This window comes from Halobacillus sp. AWH4_228 (genome assembly GCF_056158365.1).
The window spans coordinates 2,913,294-2,929,879 of the sequence record NZ_JBSWTE010000001.1 but is presented as its reverse complement, the minus strand read 5'-3'; the positions used below and the strand labels follow the sequence as shown (position 1 = coordinate 2,929,879).

21 protein-coding genes are annotated in these 16,586 nt (G+C 48.9%); 12 read left to right on the top strand and 9 right to left on the bottom strand.

The features are described 5' to 3' along the window. The first annotated feature begins 157 nt into the window (after positions 1–157). Complete coding sequence (gene asnB, locus ACXADP_RS15185; protein WP_474967839.1) at positions 158–1,999, top strand: asparagine synthase (glutamine-hydrolyzing); 1,842 nt, start codon at positions 158–160, stop codon at positions 1,997–1,999. A gap of 162 nt (positions 2,000–2,161) precedes the next feature. Beyond that, positions 2,162–3,553: an alpha-amylase family glycosyl hydrolase gene (locus ACXADP_RS15180; RefSeq protein ID WP_474971855.1), complete on the top strand. Its 1,392-nt coding sequence runs from the start codon at positions 2,162–2,164 to the stop codon at positions 3,551–3,553. A 48-nt stretch (positions 3,554–3,601) separates the two neighbouring features. On the opposite strand, the gene ACXADP_RS15175 is transcribed toward ACXADP_RS15180, so the two are convergent. After that, positions 3,602–4,456: a DUF4349 domain-containing protein gene (locus tag ACXADP_RS15175; RefSeq protein WP_474971854.1), complete on the bottom strand. Its 855-nt coding sequence runs from the start codon at positions 4,454–4,456 to the stop codon at positions 3,602–3,604. A 498-nt stretch (positions 4,457–4,954) separates the two neighbouring features. After that, positions 4,955–5,815 carry a DegV family protein gene (locus ACXADP_RS15170; RefSeq protein ID WP_474971853.1) on the bottom strand — a complete coding sequence of 287 codons (861 nt, stop codon included), beginning with the start codon at positions 5,813–5,815 and terminating at the stop codon, positions 4,955–4,957. 178 nt (positions 5,816–5,993) lie between these two features. Here ACXADP_RS15170 and ACXADP_RS15165 point away from each other — a divergent pair, with 178 nt between their 5' ends. Together ACXADP_RS15165 and ACXADP_RS15160 are read left to right on the top strand one after the other, a co-directional pair. Next, on the top strand, positions 5,994–6,842 hold the full coding sequence (locus ACXADP_RS15165; RefSeq protein WP_160834895.1) for a YitT family protein: 849 nt from the start codon (positions 5,994–5,996) through the stop codon (positions 6,840–6,842). 61 nt (positions 6,843–6,903) lie between these two features. Further along, entirely contained in the window at positions 6,904–7,818 is a 915-nt protein-coding gene (locus ACXADP_RS15160) for a BsuPI-related putative proteinase inhibitor (RefSeq protein ID WP_474971852.1), read from the top strand. 38 nt (positions 7,819–7,856) lie between these two features. Here ACXADP_RS15160 and ACXADP_RS15155 read toward each other — a convergent pair whose 3' ends face one another. After that, complete coding sequence (locus ACXADP_RS15155; protein ID WP_027953509.1) at positions 7,857–8,120, bottom strand: NifU N-terminal domain-containing protein; 264 nt, start codon at positions 8,118–8,120, stop codon at positions 7,857–7,859. A gap of 134 nt (positions 8,121–8,254) precedes the next feature. Between ACXADP_RS15155 and ACXADP_RS15150 the strand changes: the two genes are divergently transcribed. Both ACXADP_RS15150 and ACXADP_RS15145 read left to right on the top strand, forming a co-directional pair. Continuing rightward, positions 8,255–9,082 carry a DUF2785 domain-containing protein gene (locus ACXADP_RS15150; protein WP_474967845.1) on the top strand — a complete coding sequence of 276 codons (828 nt, stop codon included), beginning with the start codon at positions 8,255–8,257 and terminating at the stop codon, positions 9,080–9,082. Positions 9,083–9,097: 15 nt separating this feature from the next. Next, a complete protein-coding gene (locus ACXADP_RS15145) occupies positions 9,098–9,523 on the top strand; it encodes a hypothetical protein (protein WP_474967846.1) in 426 nt (141 codons plus the stop codon). On the opposite strand, the gene ACXADP_RS15140 is transcribed toward ACXADP_RS15145, so the two are convergent. The 4 genes from ACXADP_RS15140 to ACXADP_RS15125 form a co-directional block, all read right to left on the bottom strand. Next, positions 9,516–10,064 (bottom strand): DUF6944 family repetitive protein, encoded by a 549-nt coding sequence (locus ACXADP_RS15140; RefSeq protein WP_474971851.1) that lies wholly within the window; start codon positions 10,062–10,064, stop codon positions 9,516–9,518. The two genes, ACXADP_RS15145 and ACXADP_RS15140, sit on opposite strands and share 8 nt — an antisense overlap. Before the next feature lie 694 nt (positions 10,065–10,758). Beyond that, complete coding sequence (locus tag ACXADP_RS15135) at positions 10,759–10,965, bottom strand: DUF3813 family protein (protein WP_027953513.1); 207 nt, start codon at positions 10,963–10,965, stop codon at positions 10,759–10,761. Positions 10,966–10,967: 2 nt separating this feature from the next. After that, positions 10,968–11,114, bottom strand: a complete 147-nt coding sequence (locus ACXADP_RS15130; protein WP_474909133.1) for a hypothetical protein — start codon at positions 11,112–11,114, stop codon at positions 10,968–10,970. Between the two features lie 95 nt (positions 11,115–11,209). Next, entirely contained in the window at positions 11,210–12,028 is an 819-nt protein-coding gene (locus ACXADP_RS15125; RefSeq protein ID WP_474971850.1) for a Cof-type HAD-IIB family hydrolase, read from the bottom strand. Positions 12,029–12,207: 179 nt separating this feature from the next. On the opposite strand from ACXADP_RS15125, the gene ACXADP_RS15120 reads away from it, so the two are divergent. The 5 genes from ACXADP_RS15120 to moaD all read left to right on the top strand — a co-directional run bounded on the left by ACXADP_RS15120 (position 12,208) and on the right by moaD (position 14,692). Continuing rightward, positions 12,208–12,972, top strand: coding sequence for an alpha/beta fold hydrolase (locus ACXADP_RS15120; protein WP_474909131.1), 765 nt, complete (start codon positions 12,208–12,210; stop codon positions 12,970–12,972). A gap of 103 nt (positions 12,973–13,075) precedes the next feature. Then, positions 13,076–13,360 carry a metal-sulfur cluster assembly factor gene (locus tag ACXADP_RS15115; RefSeq protein ID WP_035531397.1) on the top strand — a complete coding sequence of 95 codons (285 nt, stop codon included), beginning with the start codon at positions 13,076–13,078 and terminating at the stop codon, positions 13,358–13,360. A gap of 120 nt (positions 13,361–13,480) precedes the next feature. Beyond that, positions 13,481–14,011 (top strand): molybdopterin-guanine dinucleotide biosynthesis protein B, encoded by a 531-nt coding sequence (mobB, locus tag ACXADP_RS15110; protein WP_474971849.1) that lies wholly within the window; start codon positions 13,481–13,483, stop codon positions 14,009–14,011. Further along, positions 14,001–14,462: a molybdenum cofactor biosynthesis protein MoaE gene (locus tag ACXADP_RS15105; protein ID WP_474971848.1), complete on the top strand. Its 462-nt coding sequence runs from the start codon at positions 14,001–14,003 to the stop codon at positions 14,460–14,462. The genes mobB and ACXADP_RS15105 overlap by 11 nt, the downstream gene beginning before the upstream one ends. After that, complete coding sequence (gene moaD, locus ACXADP_RS15100) at positions 14,459–14,692, top strand: molybdopterin converting factor subunit 1 (protein WP_474967850.1); 234 nt, start codon at positions 14,459–14,461, stop codon at positions 14,690–14,692. Before ACXADP_RS15105 ends, moaD begins: the two co-directional genes overlap by 4 nt. A gap of 108 nt (positions 14,693–14,800) precedes the next feature. Here moaD and ACXADP_RS15095 read toward each other — a convergent pair whose 3' ends face one another. Continuing rightward, the gene (locus ACXADP_RS15095) at positions 14,801–15,613 is read right to left on the bottom strand and encodes an undecaprenyl-diphosphate phosphatase (protein ID WP_474971847.1); all 813 of its coding nucleotides are present in this window, start codon (positions 15,611–15,613) and stop codon (positions 14,801–14,803) included. Between the two features lie 144 nt (positions 15,614–15,757). Then, positions 15,758–15,931, bottom strand: a complete 174-nt coding sequence (locus tag ACXADP_RS15090; protein WP_084162939.1) for a DUF2929 family protein — start codon at positions 15,929–15,931, stop codon at positions 15,758–15,760. Positions 15,932–16,062: 131 nt separating this feature from the next. Here ACXADP_RS15090 and ACXADP_RS15085 point away from each other — a divergent pair, with 131 nt between their 5' ends. Beyond that, positions 16,063–16,575 (top strand): hypothetical protein, encoded by a 513-nt coding sequence (locus ACXADP_RS15085; RefSeq protein ID WP_474971846.1) that lies wholly within the window; start codon positions 16,063–16,065, stop codon positions 16,573–16,575. The last annotated feature ends 11 nt before the right edge of the window (positions 16,576–16,586 follow it).

Here is a 16,586-nt window from a genome sequence, read left to right as displayed (position 1 = left end):
TATTTACAAGCCAGTGAGAGGAGGGTTATTTTTCAGGTGGAATCAACCCTGAAGTTTACCACAGCCTTTTTCATAGAAGTCTGTGATCCTTCATATAGTGAGTCATCATGGATGTTTTATCGAAAGACTTCTGTTAGAAAAAGGATGGTGAAGCAGGATGTGTGGAATTGTCGGTTGGGTGGACAGTGATTCCCGGACAGAGGGGAAAGCTTCTATACTGGACCGTATGGCGGATACACTCAGACACCGCGGTCCGGATGATTATCAAACATGGATACACGAATCTGCCGCCTTCGGTCATCAACGCTTGATTGTTGTCGATCCTGATGGAGGCAGGCAGCCGATGGTCCGGACCGCCAGGGATGAACAGTTTGTTCTATGCTATAACGGAGAACTTTATAATACAGAAGACATCCGCGCGGTCTTAAAATCGAAAGGATGGAGCTTCGCTTCCCATTCAGACACAGAAGTGCTGCTCATCAGCTATATAGAGTGGGGACCAGACTGTGTCGACCATTTGAATGGCATTTTTGCTTTCAGCGTATGGGAAACGAAACGGAAGCGGTTGTTTCTTGCCAGAGACCGTCTCGGTGTGAAGCCGCTCTTTTACAGTCATCAAGGGGATCGACTGCTTTATGCTTCAGAAATGAAAGCCATTCTTGCTCATCCTGAAGTGGACCCTGTCCTTGACCGATCCGGTGTGCATGAACTTTTATCGCTCGGACCTTCCCGTACCCCGGGGCAGGGCGTGTTCAAGGACATTCAGGAAATCCGCCCGGGGCACTGGGCTCTTTTTGAAAAAGGAAAGCTTGCCGTGAAACGGTACTGGAATGTGAAGAGTGCCCCGCATGAACATACATTTGATGAGACGGTGGAAAAAGTCCGGGAGCTTTTTATGGATGCTTCCACACGGCAGCTCGTTTCAGATGTGAAGCTCGGCACCTTTTTGTCGGGCGGTGTGGATTCCAGTGCCATCACAGCAGTGGCCGCCGACATGTATAAGCAGAATCAAAGGGGGACGCTGCAGACATTTTCCATTGATTATAAGGACCAGGCCCGCTTTTTTAAGAAAAATGCCTTCCAGCCGGATCGGGATGAAGCTTTTATTCAGCTGGTCAGTCAGCAGCATCAGACAGACCATACGGTGATGGAAGCCGCTACGGATGATTTGATGGACCGGTTGAAACAGGCCGTAGAGCTGCGCGATCTTCCAGGTATGGCGGATGTGGACTCGTCTCTTCTCTGGTTTTGTGAAGAAATAAAAAAACATGTGACGGTCGCATTGTCGGGGGAATGCGCCGATGAAATCTTCGGAGGCTACCCGTGGTTTTACAGGAAAGAAGATAAAGAGCGGAAGGGTTTCCCTTGGATCCGGTCCTTGGATGAAAGAAACCGGCTGGTCCGGGATGATTTAAAAGGCGACATTGATGTTGAATGGTATATGCTGAAGCGTTATAACGAAACCATCGCCGAGACACCGCTGCTTGATGGCGAAAGTGAAGATGCGCAGAAGCACAGACAGATGTCGTATTTGAATATGAACTGGTTTATGCAGACGCTGCTGGAGCGGAAAGACCGGATGAGCATGGGAGCCAGTCTTGAGGTCCGCGTTCCTTTCAGCGATCACAGACTGGTGGAGTATGTGTGGAATGTGCCGTGGAGCATGAAGTTTCATAACGATCAGGAAAAAGGACTCCTCCGCCAGGCGCTGCGAGGCATCCTTCCTGACCGGGTGCTGTTCCGGAAGAAGAATCCGTATCCGAAAACCTTCCACCCTGACTATACCCGGGCTGTCTGCCGGTGGATGGATGATATTCTGACCGATGAGCGTGCTCCGTTGTTTCAATTGTTTGATCGTGATCAAGTAAGAAAGCTGAAAGAAAGCGAAGGGAAGTCGATGGATACGCCGTGGTTCGGTCAGCTGATGACGGGTCCGCAGCTGATTGCTCACCTCTGTCAGATCGATCACTGGTTCAGAACATATCGTGTCCAGCTCTAGGGATGAGCAGCCAAACCTGTGCGGTGTTGAAAAACACCGCACAGGTTTTTGGTCTGCCGCTGGATTTTCAATTCTTCTCTCCGTAAACACAGGATTGACGGTGCAGTTATGAAAGCGGTACCCTTAGAGAGGAGTGTTTTTCAGGTCGAGGGAGGACGGAATATGAAAAAGGCAGCAGGGATCCTTCTGCTTCTTTCTTTTTTCCTTTTAAACAGCATGGTTTCCACAGCTGTCGAAGGAGAAGAGCGCAGGTGGCAGGACGAGAGTGTGTATTATATCGCGGTGGACCGCTTTTTCAACAGCGACCGCAGCAACGATGAACAAGTGGACGTTGAAGACCCGCAGGCTTATCAAGGCGGGGATCTTGCAGGTCTGACCAGCCAATTGGATTACATAGAGGAACTTGGTTTTACGACGATCCAGCTGTCCCCGGTGATGGCCAATGCTCCTGGAGGATTTCATGGCTTCTGGGTCACAGACTTCCAGGCTGTCGAGGAACAGCTCGGGACGATGAAGGAAATGAGAGCGTTCGTCCAGGAAGCTCATGATCGTGACCTGAAAGTGGTGCTTGATCTTCCTTTGTTCACAGCTGCTGAACATCCGTGGCTCGAAGACGATACGAAAAGCAGCTGGTTGAAGGAAGGTGTGACAGATGCGCCTCTGTCATGGCTTGACGATCTTCCGCAGCTGAACATGGAAAAGGAAGCAGCCGCTGCTTACATGGAGGAAACGATGGAGTTCTGGGAGGAAGAAGCGGGAGTAGACGGCTTCCACGTTATATCACAAACGGGTGTAGAGATGATGGAGGAGAAGGATTCTGTTCTTTATACAACCAGCCTGGAACAGGCAGGGGATCTTCCTGAGCAGATCAGGAACGTCTTCGAAGCTCCGGGTGCTGTAGCAGGCATCGCATCGTCGGCAACCGGTGTCCAGCAGCTCGACGGCCCTTTTACCGGACGCTTTACACATGAGGCGGTTGAAAACGGGCAGAACCCCATTACCCGCTGGCGTCTCGGCCTTACCTATCTTTTTACAACACCAGGCGTTCCTGTTGTGTATTACGGATCGGAAACGCCGCTGGATGATGGAGGGGACCCTGAAACGGTACCGATGATCAATGTGAAAGCCGGAAATGAAGAGTTAAAGCAGCGGATTGAAAAATTAACGTCGATGCGGGACCAATACCCGGCGATGACCCGGGGAGGATATGAAGAGTTATATAACGACAACGGGCTGATCGTTTTCGAGCGCAGGGACGAAGAAGAGTCGCTGATTGTTGCCATCAACAATGCGGCAGAAACGAAAACAGCAGAGCTGGATCACCTGGACAGCGGCCTCCAGCTGCGCGGCCTTCTCCAGGACGGAGTGGTACGGGAACAGTCGGATGGGACGTACCGCCTGGCTATGGACAGGGAAACGGCGGATGTGTTCATCATTGAAGAGAACAGCGGCTATAACTGGCTGTTCATCGGCTTTGTCGGGGGCGTTCTGCTTCTGTTTACCGTGGCGGTTATCATCTTGAGCCGAAAAAGCCGTTCGTCTGAAAAAGTATAGACCTTCTGGTGGATCCACTTATCGACGGGGACTGCCTCGGGTACGGGCTCAAACCATATGGGGAAACGAGTCCACAAAAAAGGCTGTCGACAACTTTTTCGACAGCCTGGGAATGAAAAGCGCTCCAGCTTGCTGGAACGCTTTTTTTATTTGTTTTTTCTGGAATGTCTGCGATATCTGAGAATCAACCATGCGCCGACCACCAGAAGTGGAACGACAAAGGGAGCGTACCCAATGCGTCCTACCGCTGCCCAGGAGCAGTCCGTTCAAGGAACGGAAAAACGCCTGTTTGATACGTTCTCCTGTATGGAGTGACGCACTTTCAGGTACAGAGAGGTTTGTTTCCTTGATCATCAAAGTGATTGTTGAATGTTCGCTTTGGTTTTCCAGGAAGTTCATTTCACCTTTCAAGGACTCGATGTCTCCCTGAACCCGCTCCAGATCCTGTGAGATACGCACCAAATCCTCAGTGGCTCCGGCCTTTTCTAGAAATCCAAGGAGACGGGCTTCAATTTCTTCCTTCGCCTTTAATCTGGCTTCCAGATCGACATACTGTCTGGTGCCATCACGGCTGCTGATGTTTCTCGACTTCACGTCGTCTGCCGCGGCCTCAAGGGCGTCAAGAAGAGGAGTGAACGACGGCTGCGGTACTCGCAGAGTGATGTGTCCTTCACGCCCGCCGCTGGCTGTTTTTTGAATGGATGTTTCGACCATGTACGCATCATACTGCTTCATGCTTTTGTTCATGTTTGTTTGGTAAGAGTTAAAATCATCGGTTTCAAGAGTGAGGACAGCTTCATACAACATCAACTCTCCGATACTGCTCTCTTCCTCAGCTTTGCCGTTTTCCCTGTCGGCTTGAAGTCCGGAATGGGAAGGCTCGGTCGTCTGATCCTGTTCCACCGCTGTATCTTCATTTTCGTATGATTCTGAGCCTTCCCTGTCTGTTTGACAGCCAGTAAAAAGGAAGAGAAGTAATGAAAAAAGAAAAAACGTGTGGGGTACCGTGAGCCTCCTCAGGCAGCGCCTTCCGGGGTCTCACGATGTACCTTCATCCCACAGGAGTCCCGCCATTCCCAAGGCCGCCTCTTCAAAGAAGGGGAGTTAGAAAGGACATAACCGAAGTCCGAGGAGGCTCATCGTTCCCCGCGGAAAGCGGACGGTTTTCCCTGCCATCCCATGCTCTGAGTAAACAACGGACCGGACCCCTGGTTCCAGACGGAGACGATTTAGTAATCGTTTAAAATATCAACAACAGACTTTAACAGAGCTTTTTTTATAAGAAAAACCCCCGATCGCGTGGGACAGGGGGAGGGAACTGTAAATCCCATCTGCCTCCCCGGCTGTCTTTATAAATGAGACGCGCAAAGAGGGAGTAGGGTTACATCGTTCAGGGAATAGTTATTGATATGTGTCGTTTAAGAAGAATAAAGCGATCGTGCCCGGGCCTGAGTGGGCGCCGATGGTTGCACCGACATAATCGATGTGAATATCGGATGTTCCAAACTGGTCCTTGATCATTTCAGCCAGCTGTCCGGCTCTTTCGAAATCGTCTCCGTGGCTGATGGCCACACGCTGGTTTTTCAAATCATGCCCCCGCTCTTCCATGACTTCAAGCATCCGCTTCATGACTTTCTTGGATCCGCGAATTTTTTCAAGGGGGATCAGCTTTCCACCCTCCATATGCAGAAGCGGTTTGATTTTCAGCAGTCCTCCGACGAAAGCTGCTGTCCGGCTCACCCGGCCCCCGCGCTGAAGGTATTCAAGGTCATCGACTGTAAAGATGTGCTCCATATGCTCTGCATGATAGGTTCCTGTTTCCAGAACGGTTTCAAGGTCTGCTCCCTCACGGGCGATTTCTGCGGCTCTCATAACGATGAGACCGCATCCGAGGGAGGCCGCCTTTGTGTCCACCACTTCAAAAACGGCATCCGGATAGTCCTCCTTGATTTCCTGCTCGACCATTTTTGCCGTCTGGTACGTGCCGGAAAGTTCGGAGGAGAAGGAGAAATAAATGAAAGGCTGGTTCTTGTCGGCAAGATCCTTAAACGTTTCTCTGAATGTCTGCGCAGAGACTTGCGCCGTTTTCGGTGCATCCCCCTGGCGCATACGGTCGTATACATCCTTCGGGGTAATCGTCTCCCCATCCACATATTCCTCGTCTTTCATAATCACTTTTAAAGGGAGGGAGATAATCCCATACTTTTCAACAGTGTCCCGGCTCAAGTCACTGGCCGAGTCACAAATAATCTGCACGTTCATCTGCGTCACCTACTGTCATAGAGTTTGTATGTTAAGTGTAGGCACAATCCTGTGGATAGTCAAAATAAAAAGTGAACCATCGTTCGACAAAATCAGGGTATTTTCCTCAAGTTTAACTTGATTTTACCTACATCGGGTGATAAAAATGAATAGATGATAGAGGTTAGGAGGTTTTTCGGTGTTTACAGTAGAAATAAAAAGGATTCTGATTGTTTTGTTCGGTGCGGTTTTGAACGCGATTTCACTGAACTTGTTCTTAATTGAAGCCAACGTTTATGCGAGCGGTTTTACAGGTGTCGCCCAGCTGTTAACGAGTATCTTGAATGATTTCGCCGGCATTCCGGTCAGTACCGGGCTGCTCTTATTCATACTTAATATCCCTGTAGCCATTTTAGGATGGATGAAAGTAGGAAGAGGATTTACGGTTTATAGTGCCATTTCTGTTGCTTTTACGACGTTCTTTCTTGAGGTCATCCCTGTGATGCAGCTCTCCGAAGACATCATCCTGAATGCGGTGTTCGGGGGCGTGATTGGTGGTACAGGTGTAGGAATCACCTTGAAATGGGGGGCTTCCACGGGAGGTCTCGATATTATCGCGATGATTCTGTCGAGAATGAAAGACCGCCCGATCGGCATTTATTTCTTGATCATTAACAGTGCCATCATCGTGATTGCCGGAGTGCTTTACGAACCGGAGAACGCCCTTTATACACTCCTTACGCTGTATGTTACAACAAGGGTGATTGATGCGATCCATACACGTCATGAGAAGCTGACAGCGATGATCATTACATCCAGGGCAGCCGATCTTGAAAAAGCCATCCACGGTCACATGGTCCGTGGGATTACGACACTTCCTGCCCGCGGGGCGTTTACCCAGCAGGATAAAAACATGCTCGTCATGGTCATTACGCGTTATGAGCTTTATGACCTGCAGCACATCATTCAGGATGTGGATCCCAAAGCCTTTACCAACATCGTTCAGACGACAGGTATCTTCGGGTTTTTCCGAAAAGACGATCAATGATGTAACTTTTCCACCTCTGAAACGACGAATACATTAAATAGCATAAAGAGGAGTGGGGGTCATGAAAAACGTGCTAGCCGGTATCTTCGGAATAACGCTCTTATTTGCCGCAGGATGCTCGAACCAATCGGAAGTCAAACAGGCGGAAGGTGAGGAGAGCGAAGAAGCGGCATCCGAGGAGATGACCGAGGATCAGCAGACGGAAATTGATATGGAGGGCCTGATCGAACAAATGGTGATGGATGCGGAAGTAGTTGTGGATTCCGGAGAAGTTTCGTTTCAGTTTTCCTTGAAGAATACGGGGGAGGACCCGGTCATTCTGGGCTTCACCTCAAGTCAGAAGTATGAAATCCAGGTGAAAGACAAAGAAGGAGAAGTGGTGTATACCTACTCCGCGGATCAGATGTTTGCGCAGGGCTTAACGACCGAGGAAGTCGAAGCAGGAGGCCTTCTGGAGGCTTCTGAAACGTGGCCGGCTGATATTGAGCCGGGAGACTACGAGGCAACGATGACGTTCCTTGTGGATACGATCAACGATCAGCCGCTGGATGCCAATCCTTTTGAAGTGACCCAGTCATTCACCCTTGAAGGGAAGGATGCTGTAACCGAAGAGGAAGCAAAGACGGATGAGACCGGATTGAAAGAGGCGGAATACGGCAAAGGGGAAGCTTTCCGTAAAGTGACGGTGTCAGGAGATAACGGATCGTATGTCGTAAAAGGGGAAGCCCGCGTTTCTGAAGGATCTTTCCTTTACAGTGTGGAAGACGGTCATAACGTACAGGTATCCCCAACACCAGTAAAAGTCAAAGAGGGAGCTCCTTCCTGGTCTCCTTTTGAGATCAATATTTCCATCCCGAAGGAGGATATGCCGGATTACGGCATGGTCACTCTGATTTTATTTGAGGAAAGTTCAGACGACGGGCGTCCGATTCATCTGAACTATATTCCTCTTGAACAGGTACAGACGACCGAATAAAAAAACAGCCCTGCCGTTTAGAACGGCAGGGCTGTTTTTTAATACCCGTATTCTTCCAGTGTGCTTTTCACTTTCGGTGTCAGCTCATCCCAGTCTCCCTGTGGAAGCTTGTTCACAGTGATGAAGTTTTGGAAGCCGAATACGTTATCGACACCGTCCAGCTCCATTAGATCGTTCATGATTTTGTGTTCACTCGTCTGCCCGGGCATAACGGACACACTGCCGTCCCCCTGAAAGATCATGGATTCCGTCGTGAACTTGCGTGCATTCGGATTGGGTGTTTCCTGTACTTGTATAGCCATATGATTATCCTCCTCTGTTCCATCTGCTCCTATTCTATCAAAAAAATCCTGTAATCAAAACTCCTAAACGTTATCAGGCGTGGGATGGGAATATCTGTGGTACAATGAGAGCAATGTTTGAGGAGGTGTGGGAGATGGAAACGAAACTAATTGAAGTTCTGCAGCCGATTAAAGAGAACGATTATGCTCTTCCAGAGGGGCAGAACCTGCAGGAATTGACGACGATGATGCTTCAGAAAATCGGAACGGTACATCCTGAGTTGAGAGATAACCTGATCCACTCCGTTTTTACAACGTTTATTGAGCGTGGTCATTATTCGAATGACCAGTTGAAAAATATACTTCAGTCCGTCTTAAATAAAAATTATTTGTTTTACAGAATCGGTACGTCCAAGCAGGAGGAAGATGCTGTATTCAAGCGGAGCTTTTCCGTTTTGCTGATTCCGCCCATTATGCAGAAGCACAGGGAAGCTCCTTTCCTGAAGGAAGAGGAGGTCCACCGGGTGTGGGAGCATTTGAAGAAATACATGCAGCAGGAAAAAGATCACAGAGGTTATGTGGAAGGGAAGGGATGGGCTCACGCCATGGCTCATGCAGCGGATGCCATTTACAGTGCAGCCGCCTGTGAGGAAATGACCCGTGAGGAGATTCTCCATATGCTTCCCGTCATCCGGGAGCAGTTTCTCATCGACCAGCCTTACCTTTTTGATGAAGAAGAAAGAATGGTCACCGCTGTATTGATGATGTTCCGTAAAATTGACCATGTGGAGCGGATGGAATGGCTGGAGACCCTCCTTTATATAAGAGACGGGTGGCAGGACCCTAAGGAAGACATCATTATCAACAACAGCAAGCATTTCATGAGAGCGATGTATTTCCGTATGCTTGAAGGGGATTACCGGGAGCTTCGACAGGTTTTAGAAAATCTTCTGAGGGAACTTAGGAAGCAGGAAGCCTATTAAACCTGGAGGAAGCCTATGATTCGATGGGGACTGTTTATCGGAACGACATCTGGCATTGTCCTTGGCCTGTACATGTGGTTCGTCGAGAAGATTACGGGGGATAAAGTGTATACGCTGTTGATGAACGTAGACTTTATTCCGTGGTTCGGAAGTATTGACTGGCCGGTTCTTATGGAGTGGTTTTTTCATATGATCATATCCTGGATCATCGGTCTGGTGTATGCGTGGCTGTTTATGTACCGGGTCCAAAGTACGTCCCGGAACCATTGGCGGGCAGCGGCTCTTTTGACAGCGCCTGCCGCCTTGACGTATGTCCCGCTCACCATCCTTGCACTTAAGGAAACGCCACCGGTAACAGATGGATCCGCCGTTCTCTTCTGGCTGTTCGGTCATGTCCTTTATGCCGTGACCTTGAAAAAATCCTATGATCGTTTTACGTAAAAGGCGGGGTCTTCCCCGTCTTTTTTTCGTGAATGCGGGCTGCCTCAGCGGCCAGGGCGGACAAAACGGCTCCCCCGGCCTGGATCCAGCTGCCGATCAGGTTGAGGGACGGGTCTTCCTCCCCGCGCCGTTCTTTTCCTGACCCGACGGCCTGCATGGAATTTCCGATGACTTCCATCAGCTGGCCGTTCAAAGTATAGACGGAAAAACGACTGGAGGGGCCTTTCAAAGTTTCGGAAAAGGCGATGGTTCCCCCGAGCGCCTGTAGAAGATTTCCTTGGGTGACCAGGGACAACGCCTCGTTTTCCGGCAGATCCGCGAGCAGGCTGTAAACGATGGCTGTATTTCCCGAGGCCTGGATCAAGCTTCCGGCTGTACGGAGTGTAAAGGTTCCGTCTTCATTGGCAGCAAGCCCGTTTCCGGATGCTTGCAGAACATTCCCGATGAGATCGAGGTCGTCATTATCAATGGTTATGCTCACAGCCGAGGCGATTGTCCCTGCAGCGGTCACCCATAAACCGAAAGTCTGATCCTGTTCCATTTCTCTCCGCCTCCTTACAGCTATTGTATACAGGTGGGGGAGAGGGGTTTCAGGAAAAGCGCAGAAGTTTTTGGAACCCAATGAAAAGGACTGCCGGAATTCAATCCGGCAGTCCGAAGAAAAAGCCTGTGTTATCCAGTCAGAGTTCTCCGCACGTCGTGTTGGGGGGACACGTTCCTCTTATCGGTGGATGCCTGCCGAGGGCACGGACTCCGCTGACTTGGTCAAGAAAACCATTGGACCAAGTGGAGCTTAGGCCCGTGCTGTTCCCGCAGGCGTCACCACCGAACGCTTCTCGTGCTGACGTTAGAATATAGAGGAGAGAGATTGTGCCTTACGCAGGTTCGCAGATTCAAGCGAACGGCACGGGCTGCACTATGGCCGCTTACGTGGAAAAGAAAAAGGGAAGGAACAGCCGCTGATACGGCTGCCTGCCGGAATATAAACAAGACCCTCCTCCATCCAGCAAAGGTGAGCGGGGTGAAGGAGAGTCTTGTTCGATGTTATAGAACTCCCAAGGGGCTTTCGCTCCTGGCGGTAAGAAAGAAAAAAGCTTGTAAAGAAACAGAGGTTTCTTTACAAGCTGAGAAAAACACCCGCAGGACGGGTGTTTTTCTTTTTTATGAAAATCATTAGGGGGGCACTTCTGTTATACCCCTTACAGACGGAAATCAATCCGGTCTGAATAAAAAATTTACTGCAGGTTGTTATGATGGGCTTCCATCTGCTGCTCCAACTGCTGTAGCTGTTGTTTCTCCTGTTGTGAACATTGGCTATAGGCAGATTGGATCGCTTGTCTGGCCGCCTCCATATCCTGCTGGCTCGTAGCATCATGTCTTCCGCCACGCTGGGTAAAACGGTTGACTGCATCGCGCGCATTTTCAAAAAGGTTTTTCTCCATGGTTAAAACCCTCCTACTGTATGCCGGTCGCTTTCCATTTGTTTACGATCTGCATCTGTCAGCCTTTTCGGCTCCATGATGCTTTCGTCAAATGTCTGCACTTCCACCCGGCTGTTGTCTTTGCGGCTGTCCTGCTTACGCTGCTCCATGACAAGACCCTCCTGTCATAAAAAAGCCTGAACGCTTTCACGTTCAAGCTTAGTATGGCAGAGAGCAGTGGTTTTAACCGAGGAAACCATTTCCTTTAGATCGCCCGTTTATTGAGGCTCAAGTACTGATCAAGAAACGCCCCGATGCCGTCTTCTTCGTTCGTGCCGGTGATGTGTTTGGCGACGTCCTTCAATTCGTTGATCGCATTCCCCATAGCAACGCCTACTCCGGCATAGTCGATCATTTCAAGATCATTATCCTCATCACCAAATGCGATAATCCGGTCCTGCGGAATGTGGAAATAGCGGGAGATCTTATCCAGGCCGACCGCCTTGTTCAGCCCTGCCCTTACGATTTCGATTACGTGATAGGGAGCGCCCCATTTGCGGTGGTCGATCAACGCAGCGTGTTCATCCAGTTCCGCACGGATCGCTTTAATTTTTTTCTCTTCCGGATGAATGAGAATGGAAGTCGGGTCATCTTTCAAGTTGGCCTGCAGACGCCCGACCGTAATCGGATCATTTTTCGTCTGGAAAATACTCATAATATCTTCGTCATATTGGTCAAGGTATACTTGATCCTTCACTTCCGCCAGGATGTTTTTGACGCCCAGTTCCTGGCAGGTATGAATGATTTTATGTGCGGTGCGGATCCCTAAAGGAGAATGGATCGCATCCCAGCGGTGGTCGGAAGGATGGTGAATCAGGGCCCCGTTGAAATTGACCATCGGTGTTTCCAGTCCAAGTTCATGGTAGAAATCGATGCTTGCTCTGTGTGGACGGCCTGTAGCGATGACAACGATGTGCCCCTGATCCATGGCCTTTTGAACGATGCCCTTCGTTTTTTCACTGATTTTTTTCTCGTCAGTCAAAAGAGTACCGTCTAAATCCAATGCAATTAAATGCTGTTTCATACTATTCACCTCATTTTGTATGTATAGTTTATCGGTCAGGTAATGGATTGTAAAGAATATCCTCCTTGATGACCTAACACTTTCCAATCAAGAACCGCAGTGTTACGATAAATTATAGACCGTTTTTATTAAACATGCCTTAAGGCCAAGTAAAGATTATCAGAAAGGAACCAGCCGCAATGATAGGGATATACCGTAATTCATACAAAAACGTACCAGCACTTACCATTGTAGATACAGAAAAACAGGACCAGCCGCTCCCTGTATTCATTTATTTTCACGGCTTCACAAGTGCAAAGGAGCACAATCTTCCACAGGCTTATATGCTCGCGCAGAAAGGCTTCCGTGTAGTTCTGCCGGACAGCGCCTTTCACGGAGAGCGGGAAGAGGACCTTTCAAAAAAGGAACTGGATATGAAGTTCTGGGACATCGTGTATCAAAACCTGAAGGATCTGCAGGATCTGAAGGATGAACTTGACCGCCTTGATCTGATTCTTGACCGTCGTATCGGCGTAGGAGGCACATCCATGGGTGGAATCACGACAAGCGCAGCTTTGACGATGTATCCATGGATCCAGGCGTCAGCAGTCATGATGGGGTCACCGAAAATTGTGGATTTTGCAGAGCGTACCATCAAAGGAGCGGAGAAGGCAGGTCTTCATGTGCCTCTAAGTCAGGAGGATCTGGATGAGATGTATGATTCCCTGGCAGGCATCGACCTTTCCAGACAGATGGATAAGCTGTTTGGACGGCCGCTGTTCTTCTGGCACGGGGATGCCGATCCAGTTGTGCCGTTTGAGCATTCGTACGACTTCTATAATGAAGCGATCAAACAGTATAAAAATCCAGAAAATATCCGTTTCCTGAGAGAAGTGGGACGGGACCATAAAGTGAGCCGGTTCGGAATGGTTGAAATGGTCAATTGGCTGGAACTTGTGCTGTAACAGCGGGATTATTTTATTATCTCCAATATTTTGTTTATAATAGAGTTTGAAATACTGTAAAGGGGGAACTTAAGTGAGTACAACTGCATTGGAAGAAAACGCAATGGGCGCCCTTGAGAATGTCATTGACCCGGAACTCGGCATTGATATTGTCAACCTCGGTCTTGTCTATGGTGTTGATATAGAAGACAACGGAGACACAAAGGTGACAATGACCTTGACTGCCATGGGCTGCCCGCTCGCAGGACACATTGAGCAGGACGTTAAGCGCGCACTTGCTGATCTGCCTGAATTGAATGAGATTACCGTAAACATTGTTTGGAATCCACCTTGGACGAAGGACCGCATGAGCCGTTATGCGAAAATCGCTCTTGGAATTCCGGATTGATGAAAGGTGAGGCCCCTGCCGTATGAAATGCGGCAGGGGTTTTTACATAAGTGAAGCATTTGGGTTGGGGTAGGGAAAGCCTGCCATGCCTGCTCGTGAATACGAGAGGGAGGGAACGACATGAATGAAGCCCCGGTTTTCCAAATCGTCGGGTATAAAAACAGCGGAAAAACATCCCTGCTCTCCGATTTGATTGCATTCGGAGCAGAGCGTGGAGAAAAAACTGCCGCCATCAAGCGTCACACCCATGAAGAACCATTGAAGGTGATGCATCATGAAACAGACAGCTGCCGCCTTCATGAGGCGGGTGCCTTTATGACAGGGGTCGACAGTTCCGGACGTTTTCAGCTTGAGTTGTCCCATCAAGAGGACTATACGCTCGACAAGCTTATTTTTTTATACCGCCAGTTTGATCCGGATTTAATTGCTGTGGAAGGGTATAAGAACGAAGCCTACCCGAAAGCTGTCATCATAAAAAGGGAAGAAGATCTAAAACTTCTCGATCAGCTGCACAATATCCAGCTGGTCATTACATGGAATGAAGCGGTGACCGCGGATGTTCCTTTTCCAGTGATAGCACTGAAAGACTGGAGAAAGCGTCTGTCGGAGGTTTATCGTCTGGCGAAAGGGGAGGAGAGACGTGAACAGTAAACAAGTATGGGTGACCGATGAACCTTTGTCTCCCGGTGATATTATTGCCAGGGTGACGCGAAGGGATGCAGGGGCAATCAACACGTTCATAGGTACGGTCCGTGAGTTTACAAAAGGGAAAAGAACACTGCATTTACACTATGAGGCGTACCCATCCATGGCAGAAAAGAAGCTTCAGCAGATTGCTGACGAGATAGAACAGCAGTGGCCGGGCACAACAACGGTGATGGCCCACCGTACAGGCCGCCTGGATATCACGGATATCGCTGTTGTGATTGCTGTTTCCACCCCGCACAGGGACGCTTCCTATGCGGCAAGCCGGTATGCCATCGAACGGATCAAGCAAATTGTTCCGATTTGGAAGAAAGAACACTGGGAAGATGGCGAAGAGTGGATCGGGAATCAGAAGGAAACCAAACCTGGAGTGCCGACGAAGGAGGAAAGCCGATGAATCAGCTGTTGTTTTTTGCCGGTTTGAAAGAAGCCGCCGGTACGGAAAACGTTGATATGGATCTTGCCGGCTTGACGGTAGAGGAAGTGAAAAAGAAGGTCTTTGAAGTCTGCCCAAGTGACCAGCTTCAAACAAGTATGGTCGCGGTCAATGAAGAGTTCGCCGGCCGGGAACATAAAATTGAAGAAGGCGACACGATTGCCTTTCTGCCTCCTGTCAGTGGAGGTTGAAAACCACCCCTCCATTTGAGAGGAGGGGAACGAGAGCTCCTGAAGACGTTGACCATTTCTACAAAATAAAGAGGCGTTTCACATCTGTGTGAAACGCCTCTTTTACACTTATAAGAATAAAACGACAAGTCCGCCGACGATGAAGCAGTAGAAAGCGAAGTATTTTAAGTTTCCCCGCTCCATAATGTTCATGAACCAGCGAAGGGAGTAATAGGAAGCGACTACCGAACCGGCAAAGGCGACAAAATAGGCAATCCACGTACCTGTAGAACCGCCGGCATCCGCAATGACATCATCCATCGAAAGAAGCATCGTCCCTAAGCTGACAGGGATGAACAGAAGAAAAGAAAAGCGCAGCGCGGTTTCCTGTTTCATGCCAAGGAACATAGCCGCAACAATGGTCGCTCCTGACCGGCTGATACCGGGGATCAAGGCAACCGCCTGTCCCATACCAACGATGAGCGCATCCTTCCATGTCATCTGCCCGTCGCCTTTTCTGCCTTTCATGTTACGGATGAGCCATAAGGCGATTCCTGTAATGATCAGTGTGATTCCAACCGTCTGAACACTGGATAAGGTTTCAATCGCATCTCCAAGTAAAACGCCGAGAACACCTGCAGGAATGGTTCCGATAAACAAATACAGGACGAAATCAAAATCATCTTTCTGCCGGCTGTCTCTTGTCATGATGTAGCCGATGCCGTTTCTGAACAAACGGATCAGATCTTCTCTGTAAATAATGAGGACGGCGACAAGAGAGCCGAAGTTTACGAGAACCTCAAAGGTGAGCCCCTTCAGGTTTAAACCGAGCAGCTCCTGTACGATAACGAGGTGTCCGCTTGATGAAATCGGGATGGGTTCGGTAAACCCCTGGAATATCCCGAGAAATAAGTATTTAATAATCAGCCATATTTCTTCCATGTTTTTCTCCTCCTACCCAGATCAACCATAGCTTTATCCACTATATCGTTGATTGATTTTTATGTACAATCGGTCTATTTATTCATATCCTCAGCTGTTCAGACACATAAAAACGCTGCCATCCGAAGATAGCAGCGTTTTGGCTCAAGCTTCGTCCTTGATCAGACCGTCCCCAAGTACAACAGCGGCTAATGTGAAAAGAATGGTCATCACAATCACCTGGCTGAAAGCGAAACTGCCTCCGGCCATGTTGCTGATCACATACGCTGACATAAAACTTAATACAAAAGCCCATAGAATTGTCCATATCATCCGCATCGTTACTCACCTCATTTACGCAATCTATTTCTATAGTAGCAGAATGTCGAAAAAAAAGAAATATGAAATCGCTTCATGAAAAGACATCAGGTGGAATAGGATGTAGGAAGATAAAGAAGGAGTGATTTTCTATGCTTGTAACCGTCCAGCCGTGCTTTCACTGGATTGGATTTCATATCACATCCTATCTTCTTCAGGAAGGCGTGGAAGTGATCGGGATCGATCCTATTGAAACGAATCAGAGTGATTTCTTATATATGTATGTCGGCCGGAATAGTAATTTTCAGCATTTTTTCCAAAGGGAAGATAAAGAAAACCACGTGCAGGGGACAGAGAAGGAAGCCTCTGTGGAATATGTCGATCATCACCTCCTTGTCCGGAAAAACGGAGAAACGCTCTGGGTGAAACTTCCCGCCCTGTATGGTGAATGGATGGATCTTCAGCGGTTTGGTATTCAGGACACGGAGCAGTTGAAATCATGGATCAAGAAGAAAGAAGCGGTGTATATCGGAGACTTCTTGAACGACTTATCCAAGAGCCTTTTAGGCAATCAGCCTTTTCAGCTTTCCGGCCATGTCGTAGATGAGGAATTGATGGAACAGCGGATCGAAGCCGTCTTTCACAGCTGGCAGCTCCTTTGTTGACCCCCTGCCCC